This window comes from Microcoleus sp. A2-C3 (genome assembly GCF_036706065.1).
In the GTDB taxonomy this organism is placed as follows: domain Bacteria; phylum Cyanobacteriota; class Cyanobacteriia; order Cyanobacteriales; family Microcoleaceae; genus Microcoleus.
Window position 1 is genome coordinate 129,134 of the sequence record NZ_JAUBVX010000010.1, and the last position, 16,293, is coordinate 145,426.

8 protein-coding genes and 3 pseudogenes are annotated in these 16,293 nt (G+C 44.6%); 8 read left to right on the forward strand and 3 right to left on the reverse strand.

Annotated features, from left to right (window positions below; genetic code table 11):
- Positions 1 to 99: 99 nt before the first annotated feature.
- Positions 100 to 843 (reverse strand): hypothetical protein, encoded by a 744-nt coding sequence (locus QUB66_RS08390; RefSeq protein ID WP_332967174.1) that lies wholly within the window; start codon positions 841 to 843, stop codon positions 100 to 102.
- Positions 844 to 1,741: 898 nt separating this feature from the next.
- Here QUB66_RS08390 and QUB66_RS08395 point away from each other — a divergent pair.
- The 3 genes from QUB66_RS08395 to QUB66_RS08405 all read left to right on the forward strand — a co-directional run bounded on the left by QUB66_RS08395 (position 1,742) and on the right by QUB66_RS08405 (position 11,355).
- On the forward strand, positions 1,742 to 1,948 hold the full coding sequence (locus QUB66_RS08395; RefSeq protein ID WP_332967173.1) for a hypothetical protein: 207 nt from the start codon (positions 1,742 to 1,744) through the stop codon (positions 1,946 to 1,948).
- Positions 1,949 to 2,270: 322 nt separating this feature from the next.
- A complete protein-coding gene (locus QUB66_RS08400; RefSeq protein WP_332967172.1) occupies positions 2,271 to 9,083 on the forward strand; it encodes a PAS domain S-box protein in 6,813 nt (2,270 codons plus the stop codon).
- Positions 9,084 to 9,630: 547 nt separating this feature from the next.
- Positions 9,631 to 11,355 carry a two-component system response regulator gene (locus QUB66_RS08405; RefSeq protein WP_332967169.1) on the forward strand — a complete coding sequence of 575 codons (1,725 nt, stop codon included), beginning with the start codon at positions 9,631 to 9,633 and terminating at the stop codon, positions 11,353 to 11,355.
- 280 nt (positions 11,356 to 11,635) lie between these two features.
- On the opposite strand, the gene QUB66_RS08410 is transcribed toward QUB66_RS08405, so the two are convergent.
- A complete protein-coding gene (locus tag QUB66_RS08410; RefSeq protein WP_332967168.1) occupies positions 11,636 to 12,826 on the reverse strand; it encodes an RNA-guided endonuclease InsQ/TnpB family protein in 1,191 nt (396 codons plus the stop codon).
- Positions 12,827 to 13,035: 209 nt separating this feature from the next.
- Here QUB66_RS08410 and QUB66_RS08415 point away from each other — a divergent pair, with 209 nt between their 5' ends.
- The 5 genes and pseudogenes from QUB66_RS08415 (at position 13,036) to QUB66_RS08435 (ending at position 16,099) form a co-directional block, all read left to right on the forward strand.
- The gene (locus QUB66_RS08415; protein ID WP_332967167.1) at positions 13,036 to 13,200 is read left to right on the forward strand and encodes a response regulator; all 165 of its coding nucleotides are present in this window, start codon (positions 13,036 to 13,038) and stop codon (positions 13,198 to 13,200) included.
- Between the two features lie 19 nt (positions 13,201 to 13,219).
- Complete coding sequence (locus tag QUB66_RS08420; RefSeq protein ID WP_332967166.1) at positions 13,220 to 14,353, forward strand: hybrid sensor histidine kinase/response regulator; 1,134 nt, start codon at positions 13,220 to 13,222, stop codon at positions 14,351 to 14,353.
- A gap of 213 nt (positions 14,354 to 14,566) precedes the next feature.
- A pseudogene (locus QUB66_RS08425) lies at positions 14,567 to 14,758 on the forward strand (IS5/IS1182 family transposase); the annotation flags it as partial.
- A 276-nt stretch (positions 14,759 to 15,034) separates the two neighbouring features.
- Positions 15,035 to 15,606 (forward strand): annotated as a pseudogene (locus QUB66_RS08430) (ISAzo13-like element transposase-related protein).
- The gene (locus QUB66_RS08435) at positions 15,581 to 16,099 is read left to right on the forward strand and encodes an ISAzo13-like element transposase-related protein (protein ID WP_332967163.1); all 519 of its coding nucleotides are present in this window, start codon (positions 15,581 to 15,583) and stop codon (positions 16,097 to 16,099) included. The pseudogene QUB66_RS08430 and the gene QUB66_RS08435 overlap by 26 nt, the downstream one beginning before the upstream one ends.
- 26 nt (positions 16,100 to 16,125) lie before the next feature.
- On the opposite strand, the pseudogene QUB66_RS08440 reads toward QUB66_RS08435, so the two are convergent.
- Positions 16,126 to 16,293: pseudogene (locus QUB66_RS08440) on the reverse strand (ISKra4 family transposase); the annotation flags it as partial.

Here is a 16,293-nt window from a genome sequence, read left to right on the forward strand (position 1 = left end):
CCATTTGTAAATATAAACGTAATACTACTAAAAAACGATGGTAAAACAGAAGCGTTATCCCCTCTACCATCGCTACAACAACTGACCAATGGCAATAAATTAGACGGCGCTCAACGCTGGCTCTGAAAGAGCCGCCTTGCCAAACGGATTTTCGTAGGAATGAGTTTTAATGTAAACCAAAAATTCATTGACCAGTTCTGCAAAATAGTCAAAGGCGACATCAATCAACTCCATCGCTTGTTGGCGAATCTCCTCTGGGATTTCAATGTCTCTGATGGCTTGCAAAGAGGCTGGAGTATGGAGCGTGTGGGTATTTTCAATGTGATTGTGACACATACCAAAATAGCGGAACTCATGCCCGGTCATGGCTTGCAGTTGCATTGCCACCGGATTGGTTGCCCGGAAAAAAACATTGGCTGTAACTTCAGAAACCTCGATCGCCACCAGCTTCATGATCGGATCGGCTTGGTAGGTGTAGCGTTCAAACAGAGGAAGCATGGAGCGAGATACCTTGGTGTGCTCACTCCAAATAAATCGTACAACGTCGCTGAAAGGCATGGAATAATTCATGCCCATCTTCTCCATGTCTTCCAGCAGCCATTGCCAGTGAAAATGTTCTTCATAAGTGTGCCGATTCACCATTTCTTGAATCTTGTTTGTCGTGGGTTCCTGTCGCAAAACCCGCTTGCACAACTCGCTGAACTCCAGCGCCAGTGGGGTAATCACTGGCGCAAATGCTAGTTTTTGGCGAGGCTCAACACTTTCATCTTTCATATAGTCGAAAAACGGCAACTGAGCAAACTCCTGATTCTTTTTCTCTATTATATCTAGAAGTGTTTTCATCTCAATTTTTCTCAAGTAATGGGCAACAATTTAGGAGTTGAATTTAGCTAGACCCGAATTCCACCTCTTCCAAGGAATTTGAAGTAGGGGCTTATTCATAACAGGGAATTCCTTAAAATTTCCTCACATTAAGGGCAATCAGTCAAATAAAATCAGACTGATGCGGTCACAACTTGGAGTCCCTACGAATGAGTGAAGGCACTTTTATCACTTCAAGCAAATTATAACTTAAAATTTTTTGTAATTGCTCAACCCCCCCTATGGACAAAAATAAAATCTCTGAAACCCTTTGTAGGCAAGTATTGCAAAGTTTGAACACAATTATTTCATTTTTCCGTTTTGATCGCTGAAACCCTCATTCTCTCGTTGATTTTATTTAAGAAGAAGCTTTTTGCTGAAAATTCACAATCTGAAACTGTCTCGCTTGAGGCAGTTTCAGGGGAGGGGGGGTAGTTGAGCAATTACAATTTTTTTTAGAGCCATCGGCAAAACTACAGTTTAGCCAACTGTCCAAACTGCTCATTCAATACTGAGTATTTCCCAGTATTCAGTAATTATACGGAGGCTACTGATTGCTATCTATCTATCTATCTATCTATCTATCTATCTATCTATCTATCTATCTATCTATCTATCTATCTATTTATCTATCTATCTATCTATCTATCTATCTATCTATCTATCTATCTATCAGATAGCACTTTTAAACTTAGAGGTTATCGGTAAAATTTGAATCTCTAATTTATATAATCCAGTTTCTGTCTAGGTGTCGTCCTGCCTAAATTTGTTAGCCTAACTAAGTAAATCTACGATTCTGTAGATATACTGACACGGACTACTCTGATAGGAGGACAGAGACTGTTATCCTAGAGCAGACTCAACAAAAAAAGTCTGGGTCATGTCAGGTATTATAGTAAAATATAGAGTCTTAAAGGTCGTAGAGGAAATGCCACCAGAGATTACTTTTGAGGAAGTTATGAAGAGGGTTTACTTCCTTGACAAACTTGACCGAGGTTTGAAGCAAGTTGAAGTCGGTGATATTATTTCCGGCGAAGCAGCGAAAAAAGTGGCTCAGAAGGTGGGACGAGTAAATTTGACTAATTAGCCTTTAGCGGATATCGAAGCGATCGCTACATGGTGCAGGGCTATTTTATTCTAAATAGTTCTTTGGCGTTGCTTATTTACGGTATGAAATAAATAATTGAAAAATCCAGAAGCTTTGTAGACGCTGGTTTTTATGAATTGCATATTTAGCCTTTCATACCGTAAATCAGCAACGCCTTATTTTGAATACAATAATACCAGAACCAAGAAACCTGGTGAAGAATGCTTAAATTTTACTTTTTTAGAAGCCTTTTCTGACTGAGGAACAAATGTCACAGTACAGGTGCGGGATGTAAGATGAACAATAAAACCCCTATAAACCCATGTTGACTCACGCCACAGCTCTGACCCCGCTAGAACTGAAGTCGGCGATCGCCCGCGAGCCCTTGATTGTCTCGCCCGATACAACAGTAAGGTCAGCGATCACCCTAATGAGCGGGGTGCGATCGCTCTGTGCTGCCAATAAAACAGCGGATAGTCAACTGGATGAACTCCACAGAGAGGTACGGTCAAGCTGCGTGTTGGTAGTAGAAAACGAGCGGTTGCTAGGTATTTTGACCGAACGGGACGTAGTACGCCTCAGTGCCCAGCAGCAGCCCCTCGATCGCCTAGTCATGCAGCAGGTGATGACACATCCCGCTGTCACTTTGCGCGAGTCAGACTTCACCGATTTGTTTTTTGCCATGAATCTGCGACCGCAGCACCAGATTCGCCATTTACCGCTCCTGGATGAACACGATCGCCTCGTGGGGCTTGTTACCCATGAAAGTCTGCGCCAAATCTCCCGACCGCTCCACCTATTGCGGTTACGTCTGGTGGCGGAGGTGATGACCAGGGAGGTGATTTTTGCTACACCTGATAGTGACCTGTTGGCGATCGCCCAACAGATGGCAAACCACCACATCAGTTCCGTCATCATTGTCGAACCGAGCTGCTGCTCCACAGAACTCCTGCAAATTCCCGTGGGGATTGTCACCGAGCGGGACATGGTGCAGTTTCTAGCACTGGGATTGAATCTGGACAACTGCACAGCACAGGCGGTGATGAGTACACCAATTTGTGCAGTCAAGCCTGATGATTCGCTCTGGAATGTGCAGCAGATCATGGAGCAGCGCTCGATTCGTCGGTTGGCGGTGACGGGGGAGCAGGGAGAACTATTGGGCATTGTCACCCAAACCATTTTGCTACAAGCCCTTAACCCCCTAGAACTATACAAACTGGTGGAGGTTTTAGACTCCAAGGTGGTGCGCCTAGAGGCGGAAAAGGTGGCACTACTAGAAAATCGCAACATTGAGCTAGAGCAACAGGTTCAAGCCCGCACAGTTGCTCTAGAAACAAAAGCAAAGCAAGAGCGACTCCTAAACACGATTGCCGATAACATCCGATCGTCCCTGAATTTGCAAGACATCCTCGACACCACAGTGCGAGAAATTCGATCACTCCTTGGGTGCGATCGCGTGATCATTTACCAGTTTCGTCCTGACTTTAGCGGCACGGTGATCGCCGAAGCGATTACCGGTACTGGGCGATCGGTATTGAATACCGAAGCACACGATCCTTGTATTAGCGCAGAATGGCTAGAACCTTATCGCAATGGTAAAATTCGCATCATAAATGACATCTACAACGAAGCGATGACCCAGTGCCATCAGGAACTCTTAGTGGGGTTTGAGATTCGCGCCAAACTGATGGTACCGATCGTAGTCGAGGAGCAATTGTGGGGTCTAATGCTCGCCAGTTATCGAGCCGTGCCGCACACTTGGACAACCGATGAGATCGAACTCATAAGGCAAGTATCCCTGCAAGTGGCGAGCGCCCTCCAACAAGCCATCACCCACCAACGGTTACAAAAGGAACTGACTAAACGACGGAAAGTTGAAGTCCTATTGGTAGAGAGTGAAGAACGCTACGCCACCCTAGTGACAGCAGCTCCCGTGGGGATTTTTCGCACCGATCTTGCGGGTAAGTTGACCTATATCAACGATCGCTACTGTCAGATCAGCGGACTCACCCCAACAACCGCCATTGGGAAGGGATGGCAACAAGGGCTACATCCCGACGAGCGCGACTGGGTTACTGCTGAATGGGAGCAATCTGTCTCCGAAAATCATCCCTTCCAGCTAGAATATCGCTTTCAACGTCCCGATGGTAAAGTGACGTGGGTATGTGGGCAGTCTGTTTCTGAACTGGATGCAGATGGGCAAGTAGTCGGCTATGTAGGCACGGTGACAGATATTAGCGATCACAAGCGAACTGAAACCCAATTGCTAGAGAGCGAAGGACGCTACGCCACCCTAGTTGAAGCGTCTCCAGTGGGGATTTTTCGCACCGATGCTGTCGGTAACTGCATTTATGTTAACGATCGCTGGTATCAAATTAGCGGAATCACCCCAACAACCGCCTTCGGAGACGGATGGCGAGAAGGGCTACATTCTGACGATCGCGTCGTGCTCGCCACCGAATGGCAGCAATCTATCGAAGAAAATCGTCCCTTCCAACTCGAATACCGCTTTCAACGTCCCGATGGTAATGTGACGTGGGTCTATGGGCAGTCTGTTTCTGAACTAGATTCAGATGGGCAAATAGTCGGCTATGTAGGCACGGTGACAGATATTAGCGATCGCAAGCAAGCCGAACAACAAGTCCAGCAACTCAATCAAGAACTAGAAGCCAAAATCGTAGAACGCACCCAAGAGCTTTGGCAAGTCAACAGCCTACAACGGGCTATCCTCAATGGTGCTGATTACTCGATCATCTCCACTGACCCAACTGGCATCATCCAAACCTTTAATGCCGCAGCCGAAGAGATGCTGGGTTATAGTGCCGCAGAAATAGTAGGCATTGTCACACCTGCACTCATTCATGATGCCAGGGAGGTAATTGACCGAGCAGCCTCCCTCTGTGCCGAACTGGGGCAATATGTGCCTCCCGGCTTTGAGGTTCTTGTTGCCAAAGCACGCCAAAACATTGTTAACGAAGAAGAGTGGAGCTATATCCGCAAAGATGGCTCTCGCTTTCCTGTGTTGCTATCCATCACCCCCCTCAAGGATGTCAATCAGCAAATTATGGGCTTTTTAGGGATCGCCAAAGATATTACTGAGCGCAAACGAGCTGAAGCCGAACTACAAAAACTATCAGATCGACTCGCCTTGTCCCTCAAATCTGGGGCGATCGGTTCTTGGGAATGGGACATTGAACAGAACACCATCCTTGGGGATGAGCGGATCTACGAACTGTTTGGCTTCACGAAACAATCTGATTCCCCTATAGCCTACGACAGTTGGACAAACGGAATACATCCCGATGATCGCACCTCCACCGAAACATTGCTCCACCAAGCCGTCTTGGGACAGGCAGAATACGATACCGAGTATCGGGTGTTGCATCCCGATGGTAGCGTCCACTTTATTAAAGCCAATGGAGTGGTGGTGCGAGATGCCCAGGGCAATCCCCAGAGCATGATTGGGATCAACTTTGATATTAGCGATCGCAAACAGGCTGAAGCCGAACGACAGCAGTTAATTCAAGAACTCTCCGCTTTCAAACTCGCCCTCGATCATTCCGCCATTGTCGCCATCACTGATGCTCAAGGGGTCATTAACTACGCTAACGATCGCTTCTGCGACATTTCTGGCTACTCCCGCGATGAACTCATCGGTCAAACCCATCGCATTGTCAACTCTGGCTACCATCTCCCCGCTTTTTTCCAAGAGCTGTGGCGCACCACTTCTAGTGGTCAGATTTGGCGCGGTGAAATTTGCAATCGGACGAAGAATGGTAGCCTGTACTGGCTTGCCAGCACCATCGTCCCCTTTCTGGACGAACAAAGGCAGCCTTTCCAGTATCTAGCAATTCGCTTCGACATTACCGCCCGCAAATTGGCTCAAGCAACTCTCCAGCAGGAAAATACTTTCCGTCAACAAATTGTAGAAAACATGGCAGAAGGTTTGTGTGTTTTTCATGAAGTTGAGGAGTTTCCTTTTATCCGCTTCACAGTCTGGAATCGGCAAATGCAAGCGATTACAGGCTACACCTTAGAAGATATTAACCGTCTGGGGTGGTATCAAAGTTTATACCCAGATCCAAGGGATCGAGAACAAGCGATCGCCCGTTTGGGACAGATGTGGCAAGGGGAAAATCAGATCGCTCAAGAAAGGGAAATCCAGCGTCAAGATGGGCACAAACGAACTGTCACCATTTCTACCTCTGTCCTATCAAGCCATGACGGACTGACACACTTACTAATCTTGATTCAAGACATTACCGAGCGCAAAGAAACTGAGCAGGCGATGACGCAGCAACTAGCGGCAATTGAGGCGGCGATCGATGGCATTGCAATTATGCAAGGAGACACCTACCTCTACTTGAATCAAGCTCATTTAGAACTATTTGGTTACGAATACCCTGAAGAATTGGTAGGCAAAAACTGGAGTGGTTTGTATTCCCTAGAGGAGTTAGAACGGTTTGAGCAGGAAGTTTTTCCAGTGCTGGGGCGCGATCGCGCTTGGGAGGGAGAAGCAATCGCTACCCGTAAAGATGGCTCGACTTTTAGTGAAGGTCTATCTCTGACTCTTACAGAAGATGGATTGTTGATTTGTGTATGCCGCGATATTAGCGATCGCAAACAAACCGAATTGAGATTGCAACAACAGGCAAAACAGGAACGTTTGCTGGGAGCGATTACTCAACGGGTGCGATCGTCTCTGAATCTAGACGAAGTTCTCAATACCACTGTTGAGGAAATCCGTCAGGTCTTACAATCAGACCGAGCGCTGGTTTATCGGGTTTTCCCTGGAGGAACGGGGGCTGCCATTGCTGAATCTGTGTTGCCAAAATGGCCCCAAATTCTGGATATCCTTTTTCCTCAAGAGGTTTTCCCAGAAGAGAATTATGAGCGCTATATCCAAGGAAGAGTGTATGCCCTCAGCGATCGCGAAGATGAAAACCAGCCAGTTTTACCCTGTCTGATTCAATTCCTCTCAAAAATTCAGGTGAGAGCTAAACTCGTAGTTCCAATTGTTCAGAATCACACACTCTGGGGATTGCTAATTGTCCATCAATGCGATCTTCCACGCCAGTGGGAAGACTGGGAAATCAATTTACTCAAACAAACTGCTAACCAGTTAGCGATCGCCATTCAGCAAGCTAATCTCTACGAACAGGTGCAATCGGAACTGGTCATCCGCAAGCAAACAGAAGAGGCGATCGCTTTACAACTGCAACGGCAGCGAGCTTTGGGAGTGATCGTCCAGCAAATTCGCGAATCCTTGGATATTAACCAAATTTTGGCGACTGTGACGCAGCAAGTCAAAGAAATTTTGCGAGGCGATCGCGTCATCGTGTTCCGGCTATTTGGCAATGGCAAAAGCCAAATTGTTAAGGAATCGGTATCTAGTCAGTTCCCCGCTCTCAAGGATCGTCAGTGGGATAATGAAGTTTGGTCTCAAGAAATCTTACAATACTATTGGCAGGGTAAGCCGCGCATTGTCCCTGATGTGATGACTGACATATCGAGTGATTGTTTAGTAGAATACTGCATTGAAGGTCAAATTCAGTCCAAAATCGTTGCGCCTATCCTGCAAGAAGTGCGAGGCAGCGAAAACGATAGATGGGTTGCCCCAGACCAAAGCAATAAGCTCTGGGGGGTTTTAGTCATCCATGCCTGTCGAGAAAAACGAGTATGGCAAGAGTCTGAAGCGCAACTACTGCAACAAATTGCTAATCAGTTGGCGATCGCCATTCAGCAAGCCCACCTCTTTGAGCAGTTGCAGCAAGAACTCACTGAACGACAACAAGCGCAGCAGCAAGTCACTGAGCGCAATCAACAATTGGCAGTTTCTAACGAGGAACTTGCCCGTGCTACCCGCCTTAAAGACGAATTTCTCGCCAACATGAGTCACGAACTCCGCACCCCCCTTAATGCCATTCTGGGTATGACTGAGGGGCTACAAGAGGCAGTCTTTGGCATAGTTAACGAAGCACAAATTAAGGCTTTACAAACCATCGAGCGCAGTGGCTTTCACTTACTAGAATTAATCAACGACATTTTGGATGTGGCTAAAATTGAATCCGGTCAAATGGAGTTGGATTTTACACCAGTTTCAATCAATCGTCTGTGTCAATCTAGTCTGGCATTTATCAAACAACAAGCCATGCAAAAACGCCTCCAGCTAGAGATTAAAATTCCCTTAAATTTGCCAGACTTCTTAATTGATGAACGGCGCATCCGCCAAGTCTTGATTAATCTGCTTAACAATGCTGTCAAATTCACCCCAGAAGGGGGACGAATTACCCTAGAAGTCACTCGTCACAAGCGGGCAACGGTTCTAGTCCCGCACGATCTCCAAGGGGACACCAAGGTGATGTTATACCAGACTCCCTTCGAGCAGGAACTAGCTCTCAAACCCCAGGAAGAGGGGTTAGAACTCAAAGACTATCTAAGAATTGCTGTCATCGATACAGGCATCGGTATTGCCCCAGAAAATATTAACAAATTGTTTCAGCCTTTTATCCAAATCGATAGTGCCTTAAATCGTCAATATGCGGGTACTGGCTTGGGTTTAGCCTTAGTGAAACGCATTGTCGAACTTCATGGCGGACAAGTGGGCTTAACGAGTCAAGTAGGATTAGGAAGTTGCTTCACGATTGACCTTCCCGGCGTTGGTTGTGAACTATCTTCTCCTAACCTATCTTCTCCTAACTTATCTGCTTCTAATTTGAAATCCCAGGCGGAGTCTCCCATCGAGTTTTTTCAACCAGAAAAGGAAGCATCTCCTTTAATTTTGTTGGCAGAAGACAACGAAGCTAATATTAGTACGGTTACGAGCTACCTGAAAGCTAAAGGCTATCGTATTGTTTTGGCTAAGAATGGAGAAGAGGCGATCGCGCTAGCCAAGTCTAAAAACCCCAATATAATTTTGATGGATATTCAAATGCCGGGGCTGGATGGATTAGAAGCTATGGAGCACATTCGCCGTGATCCAAACTTAGTCAATGTGCCGATTATTGCCCTAACTGCTTTAGCGATGACTGGCGATCGCGATCGTTGTCTTGCCGCTGGAGCTAATGATTATCTTACGAAACCTGTTAAGTTGAAGCAATTAGTATCCTCTATTCAACAACTTTTAGCTCCCTAAACAAAGGTATTTGGTTCTCAATAGGGGTTTTCTTGCTAGGGCGTGTTTTCAAACTATAAATTTGGTGTAGGGGTTCAGCATTCGGACGATAAATTCCCCCTAAAAAACAGTGTTTTAGTCCCGAATACTTTGCCATTCGAGGGTTTGAAAACTTTTTTCTACCAATTCCTAAAACTATAATTTGTAGAACGAGCGCGAGCTTAAATTATATATGGGTAAGATAAATATCACTTGTTTGCGGCGATCGCCCACCTACTATCCTAAGTTTGATATAGCAATCCGATCTGAGTCTCAAGATATAACGACCTCTTATATTCTTAGACTCTTTGTATAGCAAGGGTTTCAAGTTTTGTATACCTAAAAAATTAATGAGGATTGCTAGAGTTATAATAATAATAATAATAAGCTGTTAGTCATTTAAATTTCTTGCCTGAACCCCTTACAGTATGGGGTATAGACCACAAATAATGCAGTTTAAATGTGGAACAGCTTAATATAAAAGAGTGCATACAATATCTTCAGACCCTTCATTACGTACATTGGTTTTATGAATACCCCTTCTATTTTAGTCGTTGACGACGAACCCGATAACTTTGACGTGATTGAAACCCTTTTGCCCAATCTTGGCTACAAGTTATACTACGCTTCCAATGGTCAAGATGCGATCGCTTCCTTAGACCTTTTTAAGCCAGATGTCATTTTGCTCGATGTAATGATGCCAGGGATAGACGGCATAGAAGTCTGTAAACGCATTAAAGCTATGCCGCAATGGGAATCAGTGCCTATAATTATGGTGACAGCCTTGACAACCAAAACGGATCTCGCCAGATGTTTCGCGGCAGGGGCGGATGACTTTATCAGTAAACCTATCAATCACTTAGAATTAAAAGCAAGGGTGCGATCGATGTTACGCATTCATGGGCAATATCAGCAATTAGTAAGCTTCAATGCTCAATTAGAAGCAACGGTGCAACAACGAACCGCCCAATTGGAAACCATGATTCTTCAAGATGCACTCACAGCATTACCCAGTCGAACTTTCTTGCTTCAAAAATTGGCTGAGATTTTACAAGCTGGGGAATTATCATTTGCGGTGGTTTATCTAGACTGCGATCAGTTTAAATTGGTTAATGGTTCCTTTGGTTATGCCGTCGGCAATCAATTGCTACTCGCCATCACAGAACGGTTACAGCATCATCTACACCCTGGCGATGTGTTAGCACGTATGGGTGAGGACGAGTTTTGCTTTTTGCTTTATAACATTGATGGTGCGGTCGATCTTGAACTATTTATTGAAGCTGTTTTACGGGGATTTAACGCATCGTTTCTAGTTGCAGATTGTGAAATCTTTATGACGGCTTGTATGGGCATTGCTCTAGGTAGTAGTGTTTATAAACAACCGGAAGAACCCTTACAAGATGCCGATACAGCAATGTATAAAGCTAAACTTTCTGGGAAAGGCTGCTATCAAATTTTTGATTGTCAGATGTCTTTGGCAATGCTAAACCGGCTGACCTTGGAAAATGATTTACAGCGAGCACTGGAACATCAAGAGTTTGTCATCTACTACCAGCCAATTGTCAATCTACAAACCCAAAAAATGGTCGGATTTGAAGCACTGGTACGCTGGCAAAATCCCGTTCGGGGTATGGTTTTACCAGGAGAATTTATCCCCTGCATGGAGCAAACAGGGCTGATTGTGCCAGTAGGAATGGTAGTGTTGAAGCAGGCGTGTCAGCAACTTCGGATATGGGAGCAACGGGGCTGGACAGAGTTAACAATGAGCGTTAACCTCTCTGTGCGACAATTTTCTTCCCCAACCCTTTTGGCTGATGTCGATCGGGTGTTGGCAGAAACTGCGGTTAATCCTGCTAACATCAAACTGGAAATTACCGAAAGCGCGATTATAGAAAATGCTCAGATGGCGATCGCACTAACTGAACAATTGCGTTCGCGCCAAATTCAGATCAGCATTGATGATTTCGGCACGGGATATTCTTCCCTGGGTTATCTGCACCGTTTTCCAGTGGATAACCTCAAAATCGATCGCTCTTTTGTCAATCAGCTCCAAGCAGAAAATCGCAACTATCAAGTTGTGAACACTATTATTACTCTGAGTAATCAACTCGAACTTACCGTCATTGCCGAAGGAATTGAAACAACTCAGCAACTTCAGTGGCTCCAACAACTCGGTTGTGAATTTGGACAGGGTTATTTATTTTCTAAACCCCTCCCGGCGACTGAAATTGAAAGGATTTATCTTACCAATTAATATAAAAAGTGTTGCCCACCTGCTTCAATCAATTAATTCAATATATAGCAACCGCTGTCGTCGTTTACGACAGATGCAACCCCTCTTCCCTCCAACCCTAGCCCGTAGAGCCTGTTTTCAGTAGGGGGCGAACCCTGCGGGTGATCGCTTACCGCTAAAAACGAATGTTTTGTGTCCGCAGGGTTCGCCCTCCCAGGGTTGGAAAACACACCCTAGTCTTGAGCATCGGTGCATCGTAGCTTTGACACTCCCCAGCCTGAAGGCATGGGGATTCTTTGATCTACGAGCCGACTTGCTCTAATTGGATTTCTCCAACCACAGTAGAGGTCAATTCTCCCAAAGCGTTATTTGCATCTAATGCAAAGGTTCCGGTATGCCCTACCGTACCCAATCCCCGACCTAGGATATTCATAGCAGCATTGAAATCTCTATCCATTAGACACCCGCATTTACAAGCGTGAGTTCTGGTGGATAGCGTTTTTTTGACAACTTCGCCGCAGCTAGAGCATTCTTGACTGGTATATTGCGGATTCACCGCAACCGTTACGCGCTCAAATACTTTTCCAAAATATTCAAGCCATACACGAAACTGATACCAAGATGCGTCGTTAATAGACTTAGCGAGACAATGATTCTGCACCATATTTTTAATTCTCAAATCTTCGTAGGCTATCAAGTCGTTTGACTGAACTACGCACCTTGCCAATTTTACGGCATGGTCTTTACGTTGCCTGCTTATTTTGAGATGGCGCTTGCCTAAAACCTGTCGAGCTTTGCCTCTATTCTTTGAACTTTTAACTTTTCTCGATACTCGACGCTGACTGCGCTTAAGGATACGTTCACTTTTTCTCAAGAACCTAGGATTTTCAACCGTGACTCCGTTTGAATCAGTGTAATATTCTTTTAGCCCAACATCTAGTCCAATGGTTTTACCCGTTGGTTTTGTGTTTTCCTTTCTATTGACATCAACACAAAACTGGACGTACATACCGTCAGCACGTTTTACCAATCGTACCCGTTTAATTTGGCTGATTTGGTAAAAATGCAAGTCGCGTGTACCTTTGAGCTTGAGCTTGCCGACCCCTTTTTTATCGGTGAAAGTTATCGACTTTCTGTCATCTGTAAGTTTCCACCCAGTAGATTTGTACTCAACAGAACGGCAGTCTTTCTGGAATTGTGGATATCCTTTTTTGCCAGGAATCTTTTTCTTACAGTTTTCGTAGAACCGAGAGATGGCTGCCCAGGCACGTTCGGCACTTGCTTGTCTTGCCTGGGAGTTGAGTTCGTCAGCAAACGGAAAAGTTGCCGCTAGTACAGCACAGTATTTATTCAAGTCGTACTTGTTCTTTTTAGGATTGTCTATCCAGTAACGCAAACAGCTATTACGGATAAACTGGCTGGTGCGAATAGCTTCGTTTACCGCTTGGAACTGACTTGATTTTCCGTAAGCCTTGAACTCAAAAACTAGCATTGCCTTACCTCCACCCTTATGCTATCACGGTCAGCACAAAACAAATGGGTGCGTGACAAAAAGTTACAATTAAAGCCGTCGAGCTTATGACGGGGTTTTAAACCCAAGTTCTTGATAAATGGAGAGGAGGCCATCACTCTAGTCTAGTCTGAAAACCCCAATCTGATGCTGATTAACATTCAAATCCCTGTATGAATTGACGAGAAGCCATGCAGCAGATCTGCCGCGATTCAAACTTAGTTGATGTACCCATCATTGCTCTCACCACCCTAGTCATGACAAGCGAGCGCGATCGTTGCCTTGCCCTTGGAGCCAACGATTACCTTAGCAAATCTGTCAACTTAAAGCAATTGGCAACTATTATTAACTTTTAGCTCCCCAATCAAGATCACCATGAAAACACCATCCATTTTAATCATTGATGATGAGCCAGATAATTTTGATGTGATTGAAACCCTGTTATCCGAGCAGGATTATCAATTGCATTATGCTGCCAATGGTCAAGAGGCGCTCGCTACCCTCGACACCTTCAATCCCGATCTAATTTTGCTAGATGTGATGATGCCAGGAATAGATGGCATCGAAGTTTGTCGGCAAATCAAAGCTATCTCAAAATGGCAAGCAATTCCCATCATTATGGTCACGGCATTAAGCTCAAAATCAGACCTTGCTCATTGTCTAACCGCCGGCGCCGACGACTTCATTAGTAAACCCGTAAATGGAATTGAATTGCGTGCTCGCGTCAATTCAATGCTCAGAATCAAGCAACAGTATGACAATATCCAGAACTTGTCCCACATCCAAGAAAATACTATCAATATCTTAGAAAGTACCCTCAATGAACTGCGTGGCAACTTAGCTTCTAGTCTATCCCATGAATTGAATACGCCCCTCAATGGCATATTAGGTACTATCGGATTGCTTAAGGAGGATTTTGAAGAGATGGATCTCGCCGAAATCAATGAGATGTTAGGCTGGCTCGATCAATCTGCCCGTCGCTTAGAAAATTTAACGAAAAAATTCCTCATTTATTTAGAATTAGAATTATCCGCCAATCGGCAACACAAGCTTCAATCCGCCCCTACTCAATTCTCAACTTCTGCCATTGAAACTGCGTTGAAATCCCATGCTCAGAGCTTCAACCGTAGCAACGACCTCATATTTGCACTTGAGGAAGTGGTACTGTCTCTACCAGAGCGATATCTATCAATAATTCTGCATGAATTAGTTGATAATGCACTGAAATTTTCCCCACCAGATACAACAATTAAAGTTAGTGGTCAAGTTGTGGGGGAAATGCTGAATTTATCTGTACATGACTCAGGGCGGGGCATGACAGAAGAGCAAATTGCTAAAATCGGTGCCTTCATGCAGTTTGAGCGCAAGACCTATGAGCAACAGGGCATTGGTTTGGGCTTAAAAATTGTCAATAAAGTTGTCGAACTAGCCGGAGGTGAGTTCTCGATTACCAGTATTTATCAACAGGAAACAACGGTATATGTCACCCTGCCGATAGTTCCCAGTTAGCAGGGGTTTTGACAGGATTATTTCAAGATCGTAAAAGCTACAAAGTATCATAAAAAATGTCTTCCATCCTTGTTGTCGATGACGAACTAGATAGGGTTTGCTGAAAAAGCCTAAAACCCTTACATCAAAGGACTTGGGCTCGTTTTAGCGCTGAAAATGTGCAAAGATAGTAGCTAAAATGAGTCAAAAGCCCAGCACACCATCACTTTCGTAATGTACCGAAAAGTTGACCCAACCCCAAGCCCGCCGTCCAGCTTTGACCTGCCCTTCGAGGGGCAATTGTCAGAGGATAATCGTTGGGTAATCATGGCAAAACTAATTCCGTGGTCAGAATTTGAAGCAGAATATGCCCAAAATTTTACAGTTTCTACTGGAGCTCCAGCCAAATCATTTCGGGTGCATCTCACTTTGGCAAATACATCAAATTGAAAGTTGACCGTTGAGATAAGGGGCTTGCAATTAAATATCACCCCAGGTATGCTAGAAAGGTAGGAAACAAAAAATCTGACATAAGTGGTTGTGACCTCTGTGAGTGGGATGCGAGAAATGATATTGAGTGAGCCCGTTAAATCGACATTCAAGGATGCTGCCAAAAAACTGACGGGCTATCGCCGTCGAGACTTTATGGCAAAAGTAGCTGAAGACTACTTTAATAGTTCAGCCCGAAAAGTAGAAACATTTATGGGATGGAACCGAGACAGCGTTCAATTAGGCTTACATGAACGACGAACCGGGTTGATTTGTGTTGATAATTACCGAGCAAGAGGGCAACATAAAAGTGAAATATTGCTGCCCAACAAAGATGCCGATATTCGTTCTTTAGTAGATCCCGATTCCCAGACAGACCGGAAGTTTCAATCGACATTTTTGTATGCTCGGATCAGTGCCAAGGCGGTACTATCGGCATTAGTGAATCAGAAGAACTACGACTGTGAGCAATTGCCTTCTCGTCAAACAATTGGCACGATTTTAAATCGGATGGGATATCGCCTAAAAAAACACAAAAAACCAAGCCCTTGAAAAAGATTCCCGAAACAGATGCCATTTTTGAGAATGTATCAAAGGAGAATCAAGCCTCCGATAAAGATGTTAAGTCTCTACGAATATCAATTGATACCAAAGCCAAAGTCAAAATTGGCAACCTCTCACGGGATGGTAAATCCCGAACCCTTGAACCGAAGTCGGCTGATGACCATGATACGGAGTGGCAAGCCGTATTAGTCCCCTTTGGCATTCTCAACAATAAAGAGTGACCAATTATCAATTTATATGGGACAGTCCGCTGAAACCACTGATTTTATCGTCGATTGTCTAACGGATTGGTGGCAAAATAACCAATCTGATTACACCGAACTGGAAGAATTGGTGATTGACCTTGATGGTGGTCCAGCAACTAGAAGCAATCGAACACAATTCATCAAACGTATCATTGAGTTATCTCAGAGAATTGGTTTAAGAATCCGACTAATTTACTATCCACCTTATCACAGCAAGTATAATCCAATTGAACGCTGCTGGGCGGCACTTGAACATTATTGGAATGGTGCTATTTTAGATTCGGTTGAAACTGCCATATACTGGGCATCCAACATGACATGGAAAGGAATTCAGCCCATTTTACACTTAGTTGAAATCACTTATGAGAAAGGAGTAAAAGTCTTACCTGATGAGTTAAAACAGTATTTGCCTGAATGGCAACGTTCTGAAACTTTACCAAAATGGGATATCACGATTATCCCATTTTGACTGGTATTTTATTTGTCCGCGAGCCCCTAAGCACAGCGAAGAGAAAGGATAGAGGGAACGCTCTCAATCTTCCATTGCGCTCCTGATATTTTCACCCTAAACCCAATTCGTTTAATGATTGATTCAACTGTTCCAGAACCAATCGAACTTATGGATTCTTCTTTATAGTATTGGTAGTTGACTATTCGGCAGCG

What these genes read in the sequence shown, in the direction of transcription:
- QUB66_RS08390 (WP_332967174.1), bottom strand. Translation starts at nt 843, where the DNA reads ATGAAAACACTTCTAGATATAATAGAGAAAAAGAATCAGGAGTTTGCT.
- QUB66_RS08395 (WP_332967173.1), top strand. Translation starts at nt 1,742, where the DNA reads ATGTCAGGTATTATAGTAAAATATAGAGTCTTAAAGGTCGTAGAGGAA.
- QUB66_RS08400 (WP_332967172.1), top strand. Translation starts at nt 2,271, where the DNA reads ATGTTGACTCACGCCACAGCTCTGACCCCGCTAGAACTGAAGTCGGCG.
- QUB66_RS08405 (WP_332967169.1), top strand. Translation starts at nt 9,631, where the DNA reads ATGAATACCCCTTCTATTTTAGTCGTTGACGACGAACCCGATAACTTT.
- QUB66_RS08410 (WP_332967168.1), bottom strand. Translation starts at nt 12,826, where the DNA reads ATGCTAGTTTTTGAGTTCAAGGCTTACGGAAAATCAAGTCAGTTCCAA.
- QUB66_RS08415 (WP_332967167.1), top strand. Translation starts at nt 13,036, where the DNA reads ATGCAGCAGATCTGCCGCGATTCAAACTTAGTTGATGTACCCATCATT.
- QUB66_RS08420 (WP_332967166.1), top strand. Translation starts at nt 13,220, where the DNA reads ATGAAAACACCATCCATTTTAATCATTGATGATGAGCCAGATAATTTT.